We start from the raw sequence: 13,409 nt of genomic DNA on the forward strand, positions 1-13,409 counted from the left end.
TCATCATGGCGAAGAGCAAATTCGAGCGGACCAAGCCCCATGTGAACGTGGGGACGATCGGACACGTGGACCACGGCAAGACGACGCTGACGGCGGCGATCACGACGGTGCTGTCGAACAAGTTCGGCGGCGAGGCCAAGGCCTATGACCAGATCGACGCGGCGCCGGAAGAGAAGGCGCGCGGGATCACCATCAACACGGCGCACGTGGAGTACGAGACGGCCAACCGTCACTACGCGCACGTGGACTGCCCCGGGCACGCCGACTACGTGAAGAACATGATCACGGGAGCCGCGCAGATGGACGGCGCGATCCTGGTGGTGTCGGCCGCCGACGGCCCGATGCCGCAGACGCGCGAGCACATCCTGCTGGCGCGCCAGGTGGGCGTTCCCTACATCATCGTGTTCCTGAACAAGTGCGACATGGTGGACGACGCCGAGCTGCTCGAGCTGGTGGAGATGGAAGTTCGCGAGCTGCTGAGCAAGTACGACTTCCCCGGCGACGACACGCCGATCATCAAGGGCTCGGCCAAGCTGGCGCTCGAAGGCGACAAGGGCGAGCTGGGCGAGCAGGCCATCTTCAAGCTGGCCGAGGCGCTCGACAGCTACATCCCCACGCCCGAGCGCGCGGTGGACGGCGCCTTCCTGATGCCGGTGGAAGACGTGTTCTCGATCTCCGGGCGCGGCACGGTGGTGACCGGGCGCGTGGAGCGCGGGGTGGTCAAGGTGGGCGAGGAAATCGAGATCGTCGGCCTGCGCGACACCCAGAAGACCACCTGCACGGGCGTGGAGATGTTCCGCAAGCTGCTCGACCAGGGCCAGGCTGGGGACAACGTGGGCATCCTGCTGCGCGGCACCAAGCGCGAGGACGTCGAGCGCGGCCAGGTGCTGTGCAAGCCCGGCAGCATCAAGCCGCACACCCACTTCACCGCCGAGGTGTACGTGCTGAGCAAGGACGAGGGCGGCCGTCACACGCCGTTCTTCAACAACTACCGGCCGCAGTTCTACTTCCGCACCACCGACGTCACCGGCGCCATCGAGCTGCCCAAGGACAAGGAAATGGTCATGCCGGGCGATAATGTGAGCATCACCGTCAAGCTCATCGCCCCCATCGCCATGGAAGAAGGCCTGCGCTTCGCCATCCGCGAAGGCGGCCGCACCGTCGGCGCCGGCGTCGTGGCCAAGATCATCGAGTAAAGTCAGCAACCCGGCCGGGCGCAGCCCGGCCCTGGGAATACCACCCCAACGCTCTTTGGAACCATCATGCAAAACCAGAAGATCCGCATCCGCCTGAAGGCTTTCGACTATCGCCTGATCGACCAGTCCGCGCTGGAGATCGTCGATACCGCCAAGCGCACGGGTGCCATCGTCAAGGGCCCGGTGCCTCTGCCCACGCGTCTGCAGCGCTTCGACATCCTGCGCTCGCCGCACGTGAACAAGACCTCGCGCGACCAGTTCGAGATCCGCACCCACCAGCGCCTGATGGACATCGTCGACCCCACCGACAAGACGGTCGATGCGCTGATGAAGCTGGATCTGCCCGCCGGCGTGGATGTGGAGATCAAGCTGCAGTAATCGCGGTCCAGCCGCCGGGGACTGGCGCAGGCCACAGGGCCTGCGCTATACTTAGCGGCTTTTCGGTGCTGGGCGCCTGGTCATCGAGCCGGCGCCTCGCAGCGTTCGTGCAGGCCAGGGCCTGCGCTGCTTGTCCCGATCCGCCCCGGCGGATGGGCTGCAACAACGTCAGCCGGCCAATCGCAGCCGGCATGGAGCCTGATAATGAGTACGCAAGCACTCGGCCTTGTCGCGCGCAAGGTCGGCATGATGCGGGTGTTCACCGACGACGGGGTCTCGATCCCCGTGACCGTGCTGGACGTCTCCCGCAACGCCGTGGCGCAGGTGCGTCAGCCCGACCAGGACGGCTACACCGCCATCCAGGTGGCCTTCGGGGCCGCCAAGCCCTCCCGCATGAACAAGGCCGAAGCCGGCCACCTGGCCAAGGCCGGCGTGGAACCCGCGAAGGTCCTGTGTGAATTCCGCGTGCCCGCCGACGTCGCCGCTGCCTACCAGCCCGGCGCGAAGCTGCCCGCCAGCCTGTTCGCCGTCGGCCAGCATGTCGACGTGCGCGGCGTGAGCATCGGCAAGGGCTACGCCGGCGCCATCAAGCGTCACAACTTCTCGTCCAACCGCGCCTCCCACGGCAACTCGGTGACCACCCGCGCGCCCGGCTCCATCGGCATGGCGCAGGACCCCGGTCGCGTGTTCCCCGGCAAGAAGATGTCGGGCCGCCTCGGCGGAGTCAACGTGACGGTGCAGAACCTCGAGGTCGTGCGCGTGGACGAAGCGCGCGAGCTGATCATGGTCAAGGGCGCCGTGCCCGGCGCCGACTCCGGTTGCGTGACTCTGCGCCCGGCGGTGAAGAAGGCGGGAGTCCAGGCATGACCCAATTGCAAACCATCACCGCCGACGGCTCGAAGGGCGCTGCGTTCGACGCGCCCGACACGATCTTCGGCCGCGAGTACAACGAGGCGCTGATCCACCAGATGGTCGTCGCCTTCCAGGCCAACGCGCGCATGGGCACGCGGGCCCAGAAGGACCGCACCGACGTGCGTCACTCGACCCGCAAGCCGTGGCGTCAGAAGGGCACCGGCCGCGCGCGCGCCGGCATGACCAGCTCCCCGCTGTGGCGTGGGGGCGGTCGCATCTTCCCGAACAGCCCGGACGAGAACTTCACGCAGAAGATCAACAAGAAGATGTACCGCGCCGGCATGCGCTCGATCCTTTCGCAGCTGGCCCGCGAAGGCCGCGTGACCGTGGTCGACGAGCTGGCCGTGGACGCGCCCAAGACCAAGCTGCTGGCCGCCAAGCTCAAGGCCCTGGGCCTGGAGTCGGTGCTGTACATCGCCGAGTCCATCGACGAGAAGCTGATGCTGGCCGCGCGCAATCTGCCCAACGTGCTGCTGGTCGAGACGCGCTACATGGATCCGCTGTCGCTGATCTATTACAAGAACGTGCTGATTTCCAAGAGTGCGGTCAGCAAGCTGCAGGAGATGCTGTCATGAGCCGGCAACAGACCCAAGAACAACGCCTGATGCAGGTGCTGGTCGAGCCGATCATCTCGGAAAAGGCCACGATGCTGGCCGACAAGGCCAACCAGGTGGCCTTCCGCGTGCTGCCCGACGCGACCAAGGACGAGATCAAGGCGGCCGTCGAGGCCTTCTTCAAGGTCCAGGTCACCAGTGTGCAGGTGCTGAACCAGGCCGGCAAGGTCAAGCGCAACGCGCGCGGCACCGGCAAGCGCTCCAACGTGCGCAAGGCCTATGTGAGCCTGGCTGCCGGTCAGGAGCTGAACTTCGCCCAGGAGGGTGTCTGAAATGGCAGTCGTCAAGGTCAAACCTACCTCGCCCGGTCGCCGTGCCGTGGTCAAGGTGGTGCACAAGCACCTGCACAAGGGCGCTCCCGAGAAGAACCTGCTGGAGCCGCAGAAGCAGAACGCCGGCCGTAACAACAACGGTCACATCACGGTGCGTCACCGTGGCGGCGGCTCGAAGCACCACTACCGCGTGATCGATTTCCGTCGCGACAAGGACGGGATCCCGGCGCGCGTCGAGCGCATCGAGTACGACCCGAACCGCACCGCGCACATCGCGCTGCTGTGCTACGCCGACGGCGAGCGCCGCTACATCATCGCCCCGCGCGGCGTCGAGGTCGGAACGCAGCTGCTCAGCGGCTCGGAAGCGCCGATCCGCGCCGGCAACTGCCTGCCCATCCGCAGCATTCCCGTGGGCTCGACCATCCACTGCGTGGAACTGACCGCCGGCAAGGGCGCGCAGATGATCCGCTCGGCGGGCGGCTCGGCCGTGCTGATGGCGCGCGAGGGCGTGTACGCCCAGGTGCGCCTGCGCTCCGGTGAAGTGCGCCGCGTGCACGTCGAGTGCCGCGCCACCATCGGCGAGGTCAGCAACGAGGAAAACAGCCTGCGCCAGTACGGCAAGGCGGGCGCCAAGCGCTGGAAGGGCATCCGCCCGACCGTGCGCGGCGTGGCCATGAACCCGATCGACCACCCGCACGGCGGCGGCGAGGGCCGCACCGGCGAGGGCCGCACCCCGGTGAGCCCGTGGGGTACCCCGACCAAGGGCTACCGCACCCGCTCCAACAAGCGCACGCAGTCGATGATCGTCTCGCGCCGGAAAAAGTAAGGCACAGCCATGACACGTTCTCTCAAGAAGGGCCCGTTCGTCGACGCCCACCTGCTGCGCAAGGTCGAACATGCGCTGTCCAACAAGGACAAGAAGCCGATCAAGACCTGGTCGCGTCGCTCCACGGTGCTGCCGGAGTTCATCGGCGCCACGATCGCCGTGCACAACGGCCGCCAGCACGTGCCCGTGTACGTGACCGACCAGATGGTCGGCCACAAGCTCGGTGAGTTCGCGCTGACGCGCACGTTCAAGGGTCACCCCGCGGACAAGAAAGCGAAGAAGTAAAGACCATGGAAACACGAGCCACACTACGCGGCGTGCGCCTGTCCGAGCAGAAGGGCCGGCTGGTTGCCGACCTGATCCGCGGCAAGAAGGTCGATCACGCCCTGAACATCCTGGCCTACACGCCCAAGAAGGCGGCCCTGATCATCCGCAAGGTGCTCGAGTCGGCCATCGCCAACGCCGAGCACAACGACGGTGCCGACATCGACGAGCTGCGCGTGAAGTCGATCATGGTCGAGCAGGGCGCCACGCTGAAGCGCTTTTCCGCGCGTGCCAAGGGCCGCGGCAACCGCATCAGCAAGCCGACCTGCCACATCTTCATCACCGTCGGAAACTGAGGACTCGAGATGGGACAGAAAATCAACCCGACCGGATTCCGGCTGGCGGTCACGCACGACTGGTCCTCGCGCTGGTACGCCAGCGGCGCCCAGTTCGCCAAGATGCTCAACGAGGACATCCAGGTGCGCGAATACCTGGCCAAGAAGCTCAAGGGCGCGTCCGTGTCGCGCGTCGTCATCGAGCGTCCGGCCAAGAACGCCCGCATCACCATTTTCAGCGCCCGTCCGGGCGTGGTGATCGGCAAGAAGGGCGAGGACATCGAGGCGCTGAAGGCCGAGCTGACCAAGCGCCTGGGCGTGCCGGTGGCCGTGGACATCGAGGAGGTGCGCAAGCCCGAGATCGATGCCAAGCTGATCGCCGACTCGATCACCCAGCAGCTGGAAAAGCGCATCATGTTCCGCCGCGCGATGAAGCGTGCGATGCAGAACGCCATGCGCCTGGGTGCTCAAGGCATCAAGATCATGTCCTCGGGCCGCCTGAACGGCATCGAGATCGCGCGCACCGAGTGGTACCGCGAGGGCCGCGTGCCCCTGCAGACCCTGCGCGCCGACATCGACTACGGCTTCTCCGAGGCCAAGACCACCTATGGCGTCATCGGCGTCAAGGTGTGGGTGTACAAGGGCGACAACCTGGGCCGTGGCGCCCTGGCGCAGAAGGCCGCCGAGGCTCCCGAGCCGAACGAGCGCCGTCCGCGCCGCGACGAGCGTCCTGGCGCGCGCCGCGGCCCGCGTCGCGGTGAAGGCGCCGGCGGCGCCGGCGGCGCCGGTGCGCCGGACCGCCGTGCGCGCAAAGTGAGCAAACCGGAAGGCGCTGCCGCGCCGGCCAAGCAAGGAGAACCGTCATGATGCAACCCGCGCGGCGCAAGTACCGCAAGGAACAAAAGGGTCGCAATAAGGGCGTGGCCACGCGTGGGGCCACCGTCGCGTTCGGCGAATACGGCCTGAAGGCCACCACCCGCGGGCGCCTGACGGCGCGCCAGATCGAGGCCGCGCGCCGCGCGATCTCGCGTCACGTCAAGCGCGGCGGGCGCATCTGGATCCGCGTGTTCCCGGACAAGCCGATCTCCACCAAGCCGGCCGAGGTCCGCATGGGCAACGGCAAGGGCAACCCCGAGTACTACGTGTCCGAAATCACCCCGGGCAAGGTGCTGTACGAAATCGACGGCGTGCCCGAGCAGCTGGCTCGCGAGGCCTTCGAACTGGCGGCGGCCAAGCTGCCGTTCCGTACCACCTTCGTCGGCCGCCGCTTCGGGCTGTGAGGTCAAGACCATGAATACTGAAGAACTGCGCAAGCTCGACGCATCGGGCCTGCAAAAAGAGCTGGACTCGCTGCTCAAGGCCCACATGGGCCTGCGCATGCAAAAGGCCACGCAACAACTGAGCAACACGGCGCAGCTGAGCCGTGTGCGCCGCGAGATCGCCCGCGTGCGCACCGTGATCCAGCAGAAGGCCTCGCAGGAGTGAATATGTCGGAAAGCCAAGGATTGACCCGTACCTTGTCGGGCCGCGTGGTCAGCGACAAGCGCTCGAAGACCGTGACCGTGCTGGTCGAGCGCCGCGTGCAGCACGAGCTGTACGGCAAGTACATCGTGCGCTCGAAGAAGTACAGCGTGCACGACGAGAAGGGCGAGTACCACCTGGGCGACCTGGTCGAGATCGCGGAGACCCGTCCGATCTCCAAGACCAAGGCCTGGGTGGTCACGCGTCTGCTGGAAAAGTCCCGCCTGGTCTGAGGCCTGCGAGACTGTGCGGGGCCGCCTCTTGACAAGGCGGCCTCGCGCAACGAGAATACGATGTTCGCTCACCTTCGGGTGCGGCTGATGTGCATTACCCGCTCCACGGGCCCAAGACTGCCGGCGCAGATGCCGGCGGGTGCGGCGAAAGCCGCGATACCCGCCAGGCCGCCTCGGAAAGTTGGGAAACCATTCCAGGATTCGACATGATTCAGATGCAATCTAGGCTCGACGTGGCCGACAACACGGGCGCCAAATCCGTCATGTGCATCAAGGTGCTCGGCGGCTCCAAGCGTCGTTACGCCGGCATCGGCGACGTCATCAAGGTCAGCGTCAAGGAAGCCGCGCCGCGTGGCCGGGTGAAGAAGGGCGAGGTGTTCAACGCCGTGGTCGTGCGCACCGCCAAGGGCGTGCGTCGCCCCGATGGTTCGCTGATCAAGTTCGACGGCAACGCCGCCGTGCTGCTCAACGCCAAGCTGGAGCCGATCGGCACCCGCATCTTCGGCCCGGTGACCCGCGAGCTGCGCACCGAGCGTTTCATGAAGATTGTTTCGCTGGCTCCCGAAGTGCTGTAAGAGGCCCTGCATGAACAAGATCCACAAGGGTGACGAAGTCATCGTCATCACCGGCGCCGACAAGGGTCGCCGCGCCAAGGTGCTGGGCCGTCAAGGCACCGAGCACCTGATCGTCGAAGGCGTGAACCTGGTCAAGCGCCACACGCGTCCGAACCCGATGCGCAACGAGAACGGCGGCATCGTGTCGAAGGAAATGCCGATCCACCAGAGCAACGTCGCGATCTTCAACCCCGCCACCGGCAAGGCCGATCGCGTGGGCGTGCGCGTGGCCGAGGACGGTGCGAAGACTCGGGTGTTCCGCTCCAGCGGCGAAGAGATCAAGGTCTAAACGGGGGCGATATGTCGCGCTTGCAAGAAATGTACAAAGGCCACGTCGTGCCCGAACTGCTCAAGGGCTTCGGGTACAAGTCGGTCATGGAAGTTCCCCGCATCACCAAGATCACGCTCAACATGGGCGTGAGCGAGGCGGTGGCGGACAAGAAGGTGATCGAGAACGCCGTCGGTGATCTGACCAAGATCGCCGGCCAGAGGCCGGTCGTGACCAAGGCCCGCAAGGCCATCGCCGCGTTCAAGGTGCGCGAGGGCATGCCCATCGGCTGCTCGGTCACGCTGCGCGGACGGCGCATGTACGAATTCCTCGATCGCCTCGTCACCGTCGCGCTGCCGCGCGTGCGCGACTTCCGCGGTGTTTCGTCGCGCGCCTTCGACGGCCGCGGCAACTACAACATCGGCGTGAAGGAACAGATCATTTTCCCGGAAGTCGAGTACGACAAGGTCGACGCGCTGCGCGGCCTGAACATCAGCATCACGACCACCGCGAAGACCGACGACGAGTGCAAGGCCCTGCTTGCCGCCTTCCGCTTTCCCTTCAAGAACTGAGGTTGCCATGGCCAAGCTTTCCCTGATCAACCGCGAGAAGAAGCGCGAGAAGCTCGTGCAGAAGTACGCGCCCAAGCGTGAAGCGCTGCAGGCTGTGATCGCAGACTCGAGCAAGTCGCACGACGAACAGATGAGCGCGCGCCTGCAGCTGCAGCAGCTGCCGCGCAATGCCAGCCCGACCCGTCTGCGCAACCGCTGCGCGATCACGGGCCGTCCGCGTGGCACCTTCCGCAAGTTCGGTCTTGCGCGCAACAAGATTCGCGAGCTGGCGTTCCGCGGGGAAATCCCGGGTGTGACCAAGTCGAGCTGGTAAGGCGTTTGTCGGAACGCACCGGAGAATATTTCCATGAGCATGAGTGATCCCATCGCCGACATGTTGACCCGCATCCGCAACGCGCAGATGGTCGAGAAGGCCTCCGTGCGGATGCCTGCGTCCAAACTGAAGGCGGCCATCGCGCAAGTGCTGGCGGATGAAGGCTACATCGACGGCTTCGAGGTGCTGCAAGACGGCGCCAAGGCCGATCTGCAGATCGCGCTGAAGTACTACGCCGGTCGCCCCGTGATCGAGCACATCGAGCGGGTCAGCCGCCCGGGTCTGCGCATCTACCGCGGCCATCAATCCATTCCGAAGGTCATGAACGGTCTGGGCGTGGCCATCGTGTCCACGCCCAAGGGCGTGATGACCGACCGCAAGGCGCGCCAGGTGGGCGTCGGCGGCGAAGTTCTTTGCTACGTTGCCTAATCGAGGACGGGCCATGTCACGAGTTGCCAAGAACCCCGTTCTGGTCCCGAAGGGCGTCGAAGTGACGCTGGGCGCCGAACAGATCGCCGTCAAGGGCGCGCTGGGCGCGCTCCAACGCGGGCTGGACGCACGGGTGAAGATCGAACACAAGGACGGTGCGATCACTTTCGCGCCGGCCGACGAATCCCGCGAGGCGCACGCGCTGTCGGGTACCTACCGTGCGCTGGTCGCCGGCATGGTCGACGGTGTCGCCAAGGGCTTCGAGAAGAAGCTCACGCTGGTGGGCGTGGGCTACCGCGCGCAGGTGCAGGGCGCCAAGCTGAACCTGTCGCTGGGTTTCTCGCACCCCGTGGTGCGCGAGATGCCCGCCGGCATCAAGGCCGAGACCCCGACGCCGACCGAGCTGATCCTCAAAGGCTGCGACAAGCAGCTGGTGGGCCAGGTCGCCGCCGATATCCGCGCCATCCGTCCGCCCGAGCCCTACAAGGGCAAGGGGGTTCGCTACGCCGATGAGCGCGTGGTGATCAAGGAAACCAAGAAGAAGTAAGGGGTCGCGAAATGCTGAACAAGAAAGAAGCCCGTCTGCGTCGCGCCAAGGCGACGCGTGCGCGCATCGCACGCTTGAACGCGACGCGACTCGCCGTGCATCGTTCCAACACGCACATCTACGCCAGCATCATCAGCGGCGACGGTGGCCGCGTGCTGGCCAGCGCCTCCACCAACGAGCGCGAGGTGCGCGAACAACTGGGCTCCGGTGGCGGCAACGTCGCGGCGGCGCAGGTCGTGGGCCGCCGCATCGCCGAGAAGGCGCGTGCCGCGGGCATCGAGCAGGTCGCCTTCGACCGCTCCGGCTTCCAGTACCACGGTCGCGTCAAGGCCCTGGCCGAAGCGGCCCGCGAGGCCGGTCTGAAATTCTGAGGTTGCAATGGCCAAGATCCAAGCGAAGATGAGCCCCGAAGGCCGCGACGACGGTCTGCGGGAGAAGATGATCGCGGTGAACCGCGTCACCAAGGTGGTCAAGGGTGGTCGCATCCTGGGCTTCGCCGCGTTGGCCGTGGTCGGCGACGGCGACGGCAAGGTCGGCATGGGCAAGGGCAAGGCGCGCGAAGTTCCGGTGGCCGTGCAGAAGGCCATGGACCAGGCGCGTCGCAACATGGTGACCGTCAAGCTCAAGAACGGCACGCTGCACCACGAGGTCGAAGGCAGCCACGCGTCCTCCGACGTGTGGATGTCGCCGGCTCCGGCGGGTACCGGCATCATCGCCGGCGGCCCGATGCGCGCGATCTTCGAGGTCGTGGGCATCACCGACGTGGTGGCCAAGAGCCACGGTTCCACCAACCCGTACAACATGGTTCGCGCCACGCTGGACGGGCTGACCCGGGCACAGACCCCGGCCGAGGTCGCGATGAAACGCGGCAAGAGCGTCGAGGACATCCTCGGCTGAGGAGGCGCAAAGCATGGAACAGAACAAGCAAATCAAGGTCAAGCTGGTGCGCAGCGTCATCGGCACCCGCGAGGACCATCGCGCCACCGTGCGCGGCCTGGGCCTGCGCCGTCTGAACGACGAGCGCGTCCTGGAAGACACCCCCGCCGTGCGTGGCATGATCCGCAAGGTGGACTATCTGGTCCGCGTGGTCGGCTGAGCACGCAATCCCCCGGAACCGCATCATGGAACTGAATTCCCTTTCTCCGGCCGAAGGCTCCAAGCACGCCAGCAAGCGCGTGGGCCGCGGCATCGGCAGCGGGCTCGGCAAGACCGCGGGCCGCGGCCACAAGGGCCAGCGCTCGCGTTCGGGCGGCTACCACAAGGTCGGCTTCGAAGGCGGCCAGATGCCGCTTCAGCGCCGCCTGCCCAAGCGCGGCTTCAAGTCGCCCACGGCCGACCTGAAGGCCCAGGTGCGCCTGTCGGAGCTGGCCAAGGTGCAGGGCGAGCAGGTCGACCTGCTGAGCCTGAAAGCCGCCGGGCTGGTCTCGCAGCAGGCCCGCCAGGTGAAGATCTTCGCCTCGGGCAAGGTCGAGCGCGCCTTCGTGGTCGACGGCGTGGCGGTCACCCGCGGCGCGCGCGCGGCCATCGAGGCCGCCGGCGGACGCATCGTCGAAGCCCAGGCGCAGGCCTGAGCGGACACGGAGCTATTGGCATGGCACAGGCACCGAAAGCACTCGGCGGCGGAAAGTACGGCGACTTGAGCAAGCGCCTGTTCTTCCTGCTGGGCGCGCTCGTGGTCTACCGGGTCGGGGCGCACATCCCCGTTCCGGGCATCAACCCCGATGAGCTGCAGAAACTGTTCCAGAACAACTCGGGCGGCATCCTCGGCCTGTTCAACATGTTCTCGGGCGGCGCGCTGTCGCGCTTCACCGTGTTCGCGCTGGGCATCATGCCCTACATCTCGGCGTCGATCATCATGCAGTTGATGACCTACGTGCTGCCGTCGATGGAGGCGCTGAAGAAGGAAGGCCAGTCGGGCCAGCGCAAGATCACCCAGTACACGCGTTACCTGACCCTGTTCCTGGCGATCTTCCAGTCGCTGGGCATCTCGGTGGCGCTGAGCTCGACGCAGGGCCTGGTGCTCGACCCCGGGCTGGGCTTCCGCCTGACCGCGGTGGTCAGCCTGACCGCCGGCACCATGTTCCTCATGTGGCTGGGCGAGCAGATCACCGAACGCGGCCTGGGCAACGGCATCTCGATCATCATCTTCGCCGGCATCGCCAGCGGACTGCCCAACGCGCTGGGCGGGCTGCTGGAGCTGGTGCGCACCGGTGCGATGAGCATCCTGGTCTCGCTGTTCGTGCTGGCCATCGTGGTCGCCGTCACCTACTTCGTGGTGTTCGTCGAGCGCGGCCAGCGCAAGATCCTGGTGAACTACGCGCGCCGGCAGGTGGGCAACCGCGTGTACGGCGGCCAGTCCTCGCACCTGCCGCTCAAGCTGAACATGTCGGGCGTGATTCCGCCGATCTTCGCATCGTCGATCATCCTGCTGCCGGCCACCGTGGTGAACTGGTTCGGTACCGGCACCAGCGCGAACTGGCTGAAGGACATCGCCGGACTGCTGTCTCCCGGCCAGCCGATCTACATCGCGCTGTACGCGGGCGCCATCATCTTCTTCACCTTCTTCTACACGGCCCTGGTGTTCAACAGCCGGGAGACCGCGGACAACCTGAAGAAGAGCGGCGCCTTCATCCCCGGGATCCGTCCCGGCGAGCAGACCGCGCGCTACATCGACAAGATCCTGATGCGCCTGACCCTCGCGGGAGCCCTGTACATCACGCTGGTGTGCCTGCTGCCCGAGTTCCTGGTGCTGAAATACAATGTTCCGTTCAATTTCGGCGGGACGTCCCTGCTGATCATCGTCGTCGTCACCATGGATTTCATGGCACAGGTCCAGGCCTACGCCATGTCGCACCAGTACGATGCGCTGCTCAAGCGGTCCAACTTCAAGGGCGGCATGACACTGCGTTGAGTTTTCCGGATTCCTCGACACGCCAATGTCCAAGGATGACGCCATTCAGATGCAGGGGGAGATTCTGGAGAACCTCCCCAATGCAAACTTCCGTGTGAAGCTGGAGAACGGGCACATCGTTCTGGGACATATATCCGGCAAGATGCGCATGCATTACATCCGCATCCTGCCGGGCGACAAGGTTACGGTAGAGCTGACGCCCTACGATTTGACGCGTGCGCGGATCATATTCCGCGCCAAATAAAAGAGGTAAATGATGAAAGTCAGTGCGTCCATCAAGAAAATGTGCAGGAACTGCAAGATCATCCGCCGCAAGGGGGTGGTGCGCGTGATCTGCGCCGACCCGCGCCACAAGCAGCGTCAGGGTTGAGCGGACTTCATTGAATCGAGGATTTCCATGGCCCGTATCGCTGGTATCAACATTCCGCCGCATCAGCACGCAGAAATCGGTCTGACTGCGATCTATGGCATCGGACGCACGACCGCGCGCAAGATCTGCGAAGCGGCCGGCGTGGCCTATGCGACCAAGGTGAAGGACATCACCGACACCGAGCTCGAGCGCATCCGCGAGCAGGTGGGGCGCTTCGTCATCGAAGGCGACCTGCGCCGCGAGGTGTCGATCAACATCAAGCGCCTGATGGACCTCGGCTGCTACCGCGGCATGCGTCACCGCCGCGGCCTGCCGGTGCGCGGCCAGCGTACCCGCACCAACGCCCGCACCCGCAAGGGACCGCGCAAGGGCGCCGCCGCGCTGAAGAAATAAGTTCTCAAGGACCAAGTCATGGCAAAAGGCTCCACCACCGGTTCGGCGCAGCGAGCGCGCAAGAAGGTCCGCAAGAACGTTGCGGACGGCATTGCGCACGTGCATGCGTCGTTCAACAACACCATCATCACCATCACCGATCGCCAGGGCAACGCGCTGTCGTGGGCTTCGTCGGGCGGCCAGGGCTTCAAGGGCTCCCGCAAGTCGACCCCGTTCGCGGCCCAGGTCGCGGCCGAGAACGCCGGGCGCCAGGCCATCGAATGCGGCATCAAGCAACTCGAAGTGCGCATCAAGGGCCCCGGCCCCGGCCGCGAGTCGGCGGTGCGCGCGCTCAACGGCCTGGGCATCAAGGTGATGCAGATCGCCGACGTGACCCCGGTGCCGCACAACGGTTGCCGTCCGCCCAAGCGCCGTCGCATCTGAAGCAGGTTTTTCATCGAG

The 13,409-nt window shown here is 65.8% G+C and carries 27 protein-coding genes; all 27 read left to right on the forward strand.

The annotated features are described in order from the left end of the window. Positions 1–5: 5 nt before the first annotated feature. Positions 6–1,196: an elongation factor Tu gene (tuf, locus tag D466_RS0115780; RefSeq protein WP_018914074.1), complete on the forward strand. Its 1,191-nt coding sequence runs from the start codon at positions 6–8 to the stop codon at positions 1,194–1,196. 66 nt (positions 1,197–1,262) lie between these two features. Beyond that, positions 1,263–1,574 carry a 30S ribosomal protein S10 gene (gene rpsJ, locus D466_RS0115785; RefSeq protein WP_018914677.1) on the forward strand — a complete coding sequence of 104 codons (312 nt, stop codon included), beginning with the start codon at positions 1,263–1,265 and terminating at the stop codon, positions 1,572–1,574. Positions 1,575–1,778: 204 nt separating this feature from the next. Continuing rightward, entirely contained in the window at positions 1,779–2,441 is a 663-nt protein-coding gene (gene rplC / locus D466_RS0115790) for a 50S ribosomal protein L3 (protein WP_026285352.1), read from the forward strand. Beyond that, on the forward strand, positions 2,438–3,061 hold the full coding sequence (gene rplD / locus D466_RS0115795) for a 50S ribosomal protein L4 (RefSeq protein ID WP_018914679.1): 624 nt from the start codon (positions 2,438–2,440) through the stop codon (positions 3,059–3,061). The genes rplC and rplD overlap by 4 nt, the downstream gene beginning before the upstream one ends. Then, on the forward strand, positions 3,058–3,372 hold the full coding sequence (gene rplW / locus D466_RS0115800; RefSeq protein WP_018914680.1) for a 50S ribosomal protein L23: 315 nt from the start codon (positions 3,058–3,060) through the stop codon (positions 3,370–3,372). Before rplD ends, rplW begins: the two co-directional genes overlap by 4 nt. A 1-nt stretch (position 3,373) precedes the next feature. Next, positions 3,374–4,198: a 50S ribosomal protein L2 gene (gene rplB, locus D466_RS0115805; RefSeq protein ID WP_018914681.1), complete on the forward strand. Its 825-nt coding sequence runs from the start codon at positions 3,374–3,376 to the stop codon at positions 4,196–4,198. 9 nt (positions 4,199–4,207) lie between these two features. Next, entirely contained in the window at positions 4,208–4,483 is a 276-nt protein-coding gene (gene rpsS, locus D466_RS0115810; RefSeq protein WP_018914682.1) for a 30S ribosomal protein S19, read from the forward strand. 5 nt (positions 4,484–4,488) lie between these two features. Further along, entirely contained in the window at positions 4,489–4,818 is a 330-nt protein-coding gene (gene rplV, locus D466_RS0115815) for a 50S ribosomal protein L22 (protein WP_026285353.1), read from the forward strand. Positions 4,819–4,827: 9 nt separating this feature from the next. Next, the gene (gene rpsC / locus D466_RS0115820; protein ID WP_018914684.1) at positions 4,828–5,664 is read left to right on the forward strand and encodes a 30S ribosomal protein S3; all 837 of its coding nucleotides are present in this window, start codon (positions 4,828–4,830) and stop codon (positions 5,662–5,664) included. Beyond that, a complete protein-coding gene (rplP, locus tag D466_RS0115825; RefSeq protein ID WP_018914685.1) occupies positions 5,661–6,077 on the forward strand; it encodes a 50S ribosomal protein L16 in 417 nt (138 codons plus the stop codon). The genes rpsC and rplP overlap by 4 nt, the downstream gene beginning before the upstream one ends. A 10-nt stretch (positions 6,078–6,087) precedes the next feature. Beyond that, positions 6,088–6,282, forward strand: a complete 195-nt coding sequence (gene rpmC, locus D466_RS0115830; protein ID WP_018914686.1) for a 50S ribosomal protein L29 — start codon at positions 6,088–6,090, stop codon at positions 6,280–6,282. A gap of 2 nt (positions 6,283–6,284) precedes the next feature. After that, positions 6,285–6,551 carry a 30S ribosomal protein S17 gene (gene rpsQ / locus D466_RS0115835; protein ID WP_026285354.1) on the forward strand — a complete coding sequence of 89 codons (267 nt, stop codon included), beginning with the start codon at positions 6,285–6,287 and terminating at the stop codon, positions 6,549–6,551. 206 nt (positions 6,552–6,757) lie between these two features. Continuing rightward, complete coding sequence (gene rplN, locus D466_RS0115840) at positions 6,758–7,126, forward strand: 50S ribosomal protein L14 (protein ID WP_018914688.1); 369 nt, start codon at positions 6,758–6,760, stop codon at positions 7,124–7,126. Between the two features lie 10 nt (positions 7,127–7,136). Continuing rightward, entirely contained in the window at positions 7,137–7,454 is a 318-nt protein-coding gene (gene rplX, locus D466_RS0115845) for a 50S ribosomal protein L24 (protein ID WP_018914689.1), read from the forward strand. A gap of 11 nt (positions 7,455–7,465) precedes the next feature. Further along, on the forward strand, positions 7,466–8,005 hold the full coding sequence (rplE, locus tag D466_RS0115850) for a 50S ribosomal protein L5 (protein WP_026285355.1): 540 nt from the start codon (positions 7,466–7,468) through the stop codon (positions 8,003–8,005). 7 nt (positions 8,006–8,012) lie between these two features. Then, positions 8,013–8,318, forward strand: coding sequence for a 30S ribosomal protein S14 (rpsN, locus tag D466_RS0115855; protein ID WP_018914691.1), 306 nt, complete (start codon positions 8,013–8,015; stop codon positions 8,316–8,318). 33 nt (positions 8,319–8,351) lie between these two features. Then, positions 8,352–8,747, forward strand: a complete 396-nt coding sequence (gene rpsH, locus D466_RS0115860) for a 30S ribosomal protein S8 (protein WP_018914692.1) — start codon at positions 8,352–8,354, stop codon at positions 8,745–8,747. A 13-nt stretch (positions 8,748–8,760) separates the two neighbouring features. Beyond that, a complete protein-coding gene (rplF, locus tag D466_RS0115865; RefSeq protein WP_026285356.1) occupies positions 8,761–9,294 on the forward strand; it encodes a 50S ribosomal protein L6 in 534 nt (177 codons plus the stop codon). 11 nt (positions 9,295–9,305) lie between these two features. Beyond that, positions 9,306–9,665 carry a 50S ribosomal protein L18 gene (gene rplR / locus D466_RS0115870; RefSeq protein WP_018914694.1) on the forward strand — a complete coding sequence of 120 codons (360 nt, stop codon included), beginning with the start codon at positions 9,306–9,308 and terminating at the stop codon, positions 9,663–9,665. 7 nt (positions 9,666–9,672) lie between these two features. Next, positions 9,673–10,191, forward strand: a complete 519-nt coding sequence (rpsE, locus tag D466_RS0115875) for a 30S ribosomal protein S5 (protein ID WP_018914695.1) — start codon at positions 9,673–9,675, stop codon at positions 10,189–10,191. A 13-nt stretch (positions 10,192–10,204) separates the two neighbouring features. Then, on the forward strand, positions 10,205–10,390 hold the full coding sequence (gene rpmD / locus D466_RS0115880) for a 50S ribosomal protein L30 (protein ID WP_018914696.1): 186 nt from the start codon (positions 10,205–10,207) through the stop codon (positions 10,388–10,390). A 25-nt stretch (positions 10,391–10,415) separates the two neighbouring features. Then, on the forward strand, positions 10,416–10,865 hold the full coding sequence (gene rplO, locus D466_RS0115885) for a 50S ribosomal protein L15 (RefSeq protein ID WP_018914697.1): 450 nt from the start codon (positions 10,416–10,418) through the stop codon (positions 10,863–10,865). Positions 10,866–10,885: 20 nt separating this feature from the next. Continuing rightward, the gene (secY, locus tag D466_RS0115890) at positions 10,886–12,205 is read left to right on the forward strand and encodes a preprotein translocase subunit SecY (RefSeq protein ID WP_026285357.1); all 1,320 of its coding nucleotides are present in this window, start codon (positions 10,886–10,888) and stop codon (positions 12,203–12,205) included. A gap of 25 nt (positions 12,206–12,230) precedes the next feature. Next, a complete protein-coding gene (gene infA / locus D466_RS0115895; RefSeq protein WP_018914699.1) occupies positions 12,231–12,449 on the forward strand; it encodes a translation initiation factor IF-1 in 219 nt (72 codons plus the stop codon). A gap of 12 nt (positions 12,450–12,461) precedes the next feature. Next, positions 12,462–12,575 (forward strand): 50S ribosomal protein L36, encoded by a 114-nt coding sequence (gene rpmJ, locus D466_RS0115900; protein ID WP_026285358.1) that lies wholly within the window; start codon positions 12,462–12,464, stop codon positions 12,573–12,575. 27 nt (positions 12,576–12,602) lie between these two features. Continuing rightward, a complete protein-coding gene (rpsM, locus tag D466_RS0115905; RefSeq protein ID WP_018914701.1) occupies positions 12,603–12,968 on the forward strand; it encodes a 30S ribosomal protein S13 in 366 nt (121 codons plus the stop codon). Positions 12,969–12,986: 18 nt separating this feature from the next. Next, on the forward strand, positions 12,987–13,391 hold the full coding sequence (rpsK, locus tag D466_RS0115910; protein ID WP_018914702.1) for a 30S ribosomal protein S11: 405 nt from the start codon (positions 12,987–12,989) through the stop codon (positions 13,389–13,391). Positions 13,392–13,409: the final 18 nt, after the last annotated feature.

Source organism: Thiomonas sp. FB-6, from assembly GCF_000377645.1.
In the GTDB taxonomy this organism is placed as follows: Bacteria; Pseudomonadota; Gammaproteobacteria; order Burkholderiales; family Burkholderiaceae_C; genus Thiomonas_A.

Excerpts from the sequence above, each read along its gene's own strand:
- tuf (WP_018914074.1), top strand. The coding sequence starts at position 6 with ATGGCGAAGAGCAAATTCGAGCGGACCAAGCCCCATGTGAACGTGGGG.
- rpsJ (WP_018914677.1), top strand. The coding sequence starts at position 1,263 with ATGCAAAACCAGAAGATCCGCATCCGCCTGAAGGCTTTCGACTATCGC.
- rplC (WP_026285352.1), top strand. The coding sequence starts at position 1,779 with ATGAGTACGCAAGCACTCGGCCTTGTCGCGCGCAAGGTCGGCATGATG.
- rplD (WP_018914679.1), top strand. The coding sequence starts at position 2,438 with ATGACCCAATTGCAAACCATCACCGCCGACGGCTCGAAGGGCGCTGCG.
- rplW (WP_018914680.1), top strand. The coding sequence starts at position 3,058 with ATGAGCCGGCAACAGACCCAAGAACAACGCCTGATGCAGGTGCTGGTC.
- rplB (WP_018914681.1), top strand. The coding sequence starts at position 3,374 with ATGGCAGTCGTCAAGGTCAAACCTACCTCGCCCGGTCGCCGTGCCGTG.
- rpsS (WP_018914682.1), top strand. The coding sequence starts at position 4,208 with ATGACACGTTCTCTCAAGAAGGGCCCGTTCGTCGACGCCCACCTGCTG.
- rplV (WP_026285353.1), top strand. The coding sequence starts at position 4,489 with ATGGAAACACGAGCCACACTACGCGGCGTGCGCCTGTCCGAGCAGAAG.
- rpsC (WP_018914684.1), top strand. The coding sequence starts at position 4,828 with ATGGGACAGAAAATCAACCCGACCGGATTCCGGCTGGCGGTCACGCAC.
- rplP (WP_018914685.1), top strand. The coding sequence starts at position 5,661 with ATGATGCAACCCGCGCGGCGCAAGTACCGCAAGGAACAAAAGGGTCGC.
- rpmC (WP_018914686.1), top strand. The coding sequence starts at position 6,088 with ATGAATACTGAAGAACTGCGCAAGCTCGACGCATCGGGCCTGCAAAAA.
- rpsQ (WP_026285354.1), top strand. The coding sequence starts at position 6,285 with ATGTCGGAAAGCCAAGGATTGACCCGTACCTTGTCGGGCCGCGTGGTC.
- rplN (WP_018914688.1), top strand. The coding sequence starts at position 6,758 with ATGATTCAGATGCAATCTAGGCTCGACGTGGCCGACAACACGGGCGCC.
- rplX (WP_018914689.1), top strand. The coding sequence starts at position 7,137 with ATGAACAAGATCCACAAGGGTGACGAAGTCATCGTCATCACCGGCGCC.
- rplE (WP_026285355.1), top strand. The coding sequence starts at position 7,466 with ATGTCGCGCTTGCAAGAAATGTACAAAGGCCACGTCGTGCCCGAACTG.
- rpsN (WP_018914691.1), top strand. The coding sequence starts at position 8,013 with ATGGCCAAGCTTTCCCTGATCAACCGCGAGAAGAAGCGCGAGAAGCTC.
- rpsH (WP_018914692.1), top strand. The coding sequence starts at position 8,352 with ATGAGCATGAGTGATCCCATCGCCGACATGTTGACCCGCATCCGCAAC.
- rplF (WP_026285356.1), top strand. The coding sequence starts at position 8,761 with ATGTCACGAGTTGCCAAGAACCCCGTTCTGGTCCCGAAGGGCGTCGAA.
- rplR (WP_018914694.1), top strand. The coding sequence starts at position 9,306 with ATGCTGAACAAGAAAGAAGCCCGTCTGCGTCGCGCCAAGGCGACGCGT.
- rpsE (WP_018914695.1), top strand. The coding sequence starts at position 9,673 with ATGGCCAAGATCCAAGCGAAGATGAGCCCCGAAGGCCGCGACGACGGT.
- rpmD (WP_018914696.1), top strand. The coding sequence starts at position 10,205 with ATGGAACAGAACAAGCAAATCAAGGTCAAGCTGGTGCGCAGCGTCATC.
- rplO (WP_018914697.1), top strand. The coding sequence starts at position 10,416 with ATGGAACTGAATTCCCTTTCTCCGGCCGAAGGCTCCAAGCACGCCAGC.
- secY (WP_026285357.1), top strand. The coding sequence starts at position 10,886 with ATGGCACAGGCACCGAAAGCACTCGGCGGCGGAAAGTACGGCGACTTG.
- infA (WP_018914699.1), top strand. The coding sequence starts at position 12,231 with ATGTCCAAGGATGACGCCATTCAGATGCAGGGGGAGATTCTGGAGAAC.
- rpmJ (WP_026285358.1), top strand. The coding sequence starts at position 12,462 with ATGAAAGTCAGTGCGTCCATCAAGAAAATGTGCAGGAACTGCAAGATC.
- rpsM (WP_018914701.1), top strand. The coding sequence starts at position 12,603 with ATGGCCCGTATCGCTGGTATCAACATTCCGCCGCATCAGCACGCAGAA.
- rpsK (WP_018914702.1), top strand. The coding sequence starts at position 12,987 with ATGGCAAAAGGCTCCACCACCGGTTCGGCGCAGCGAGCGCGCAAGAAG.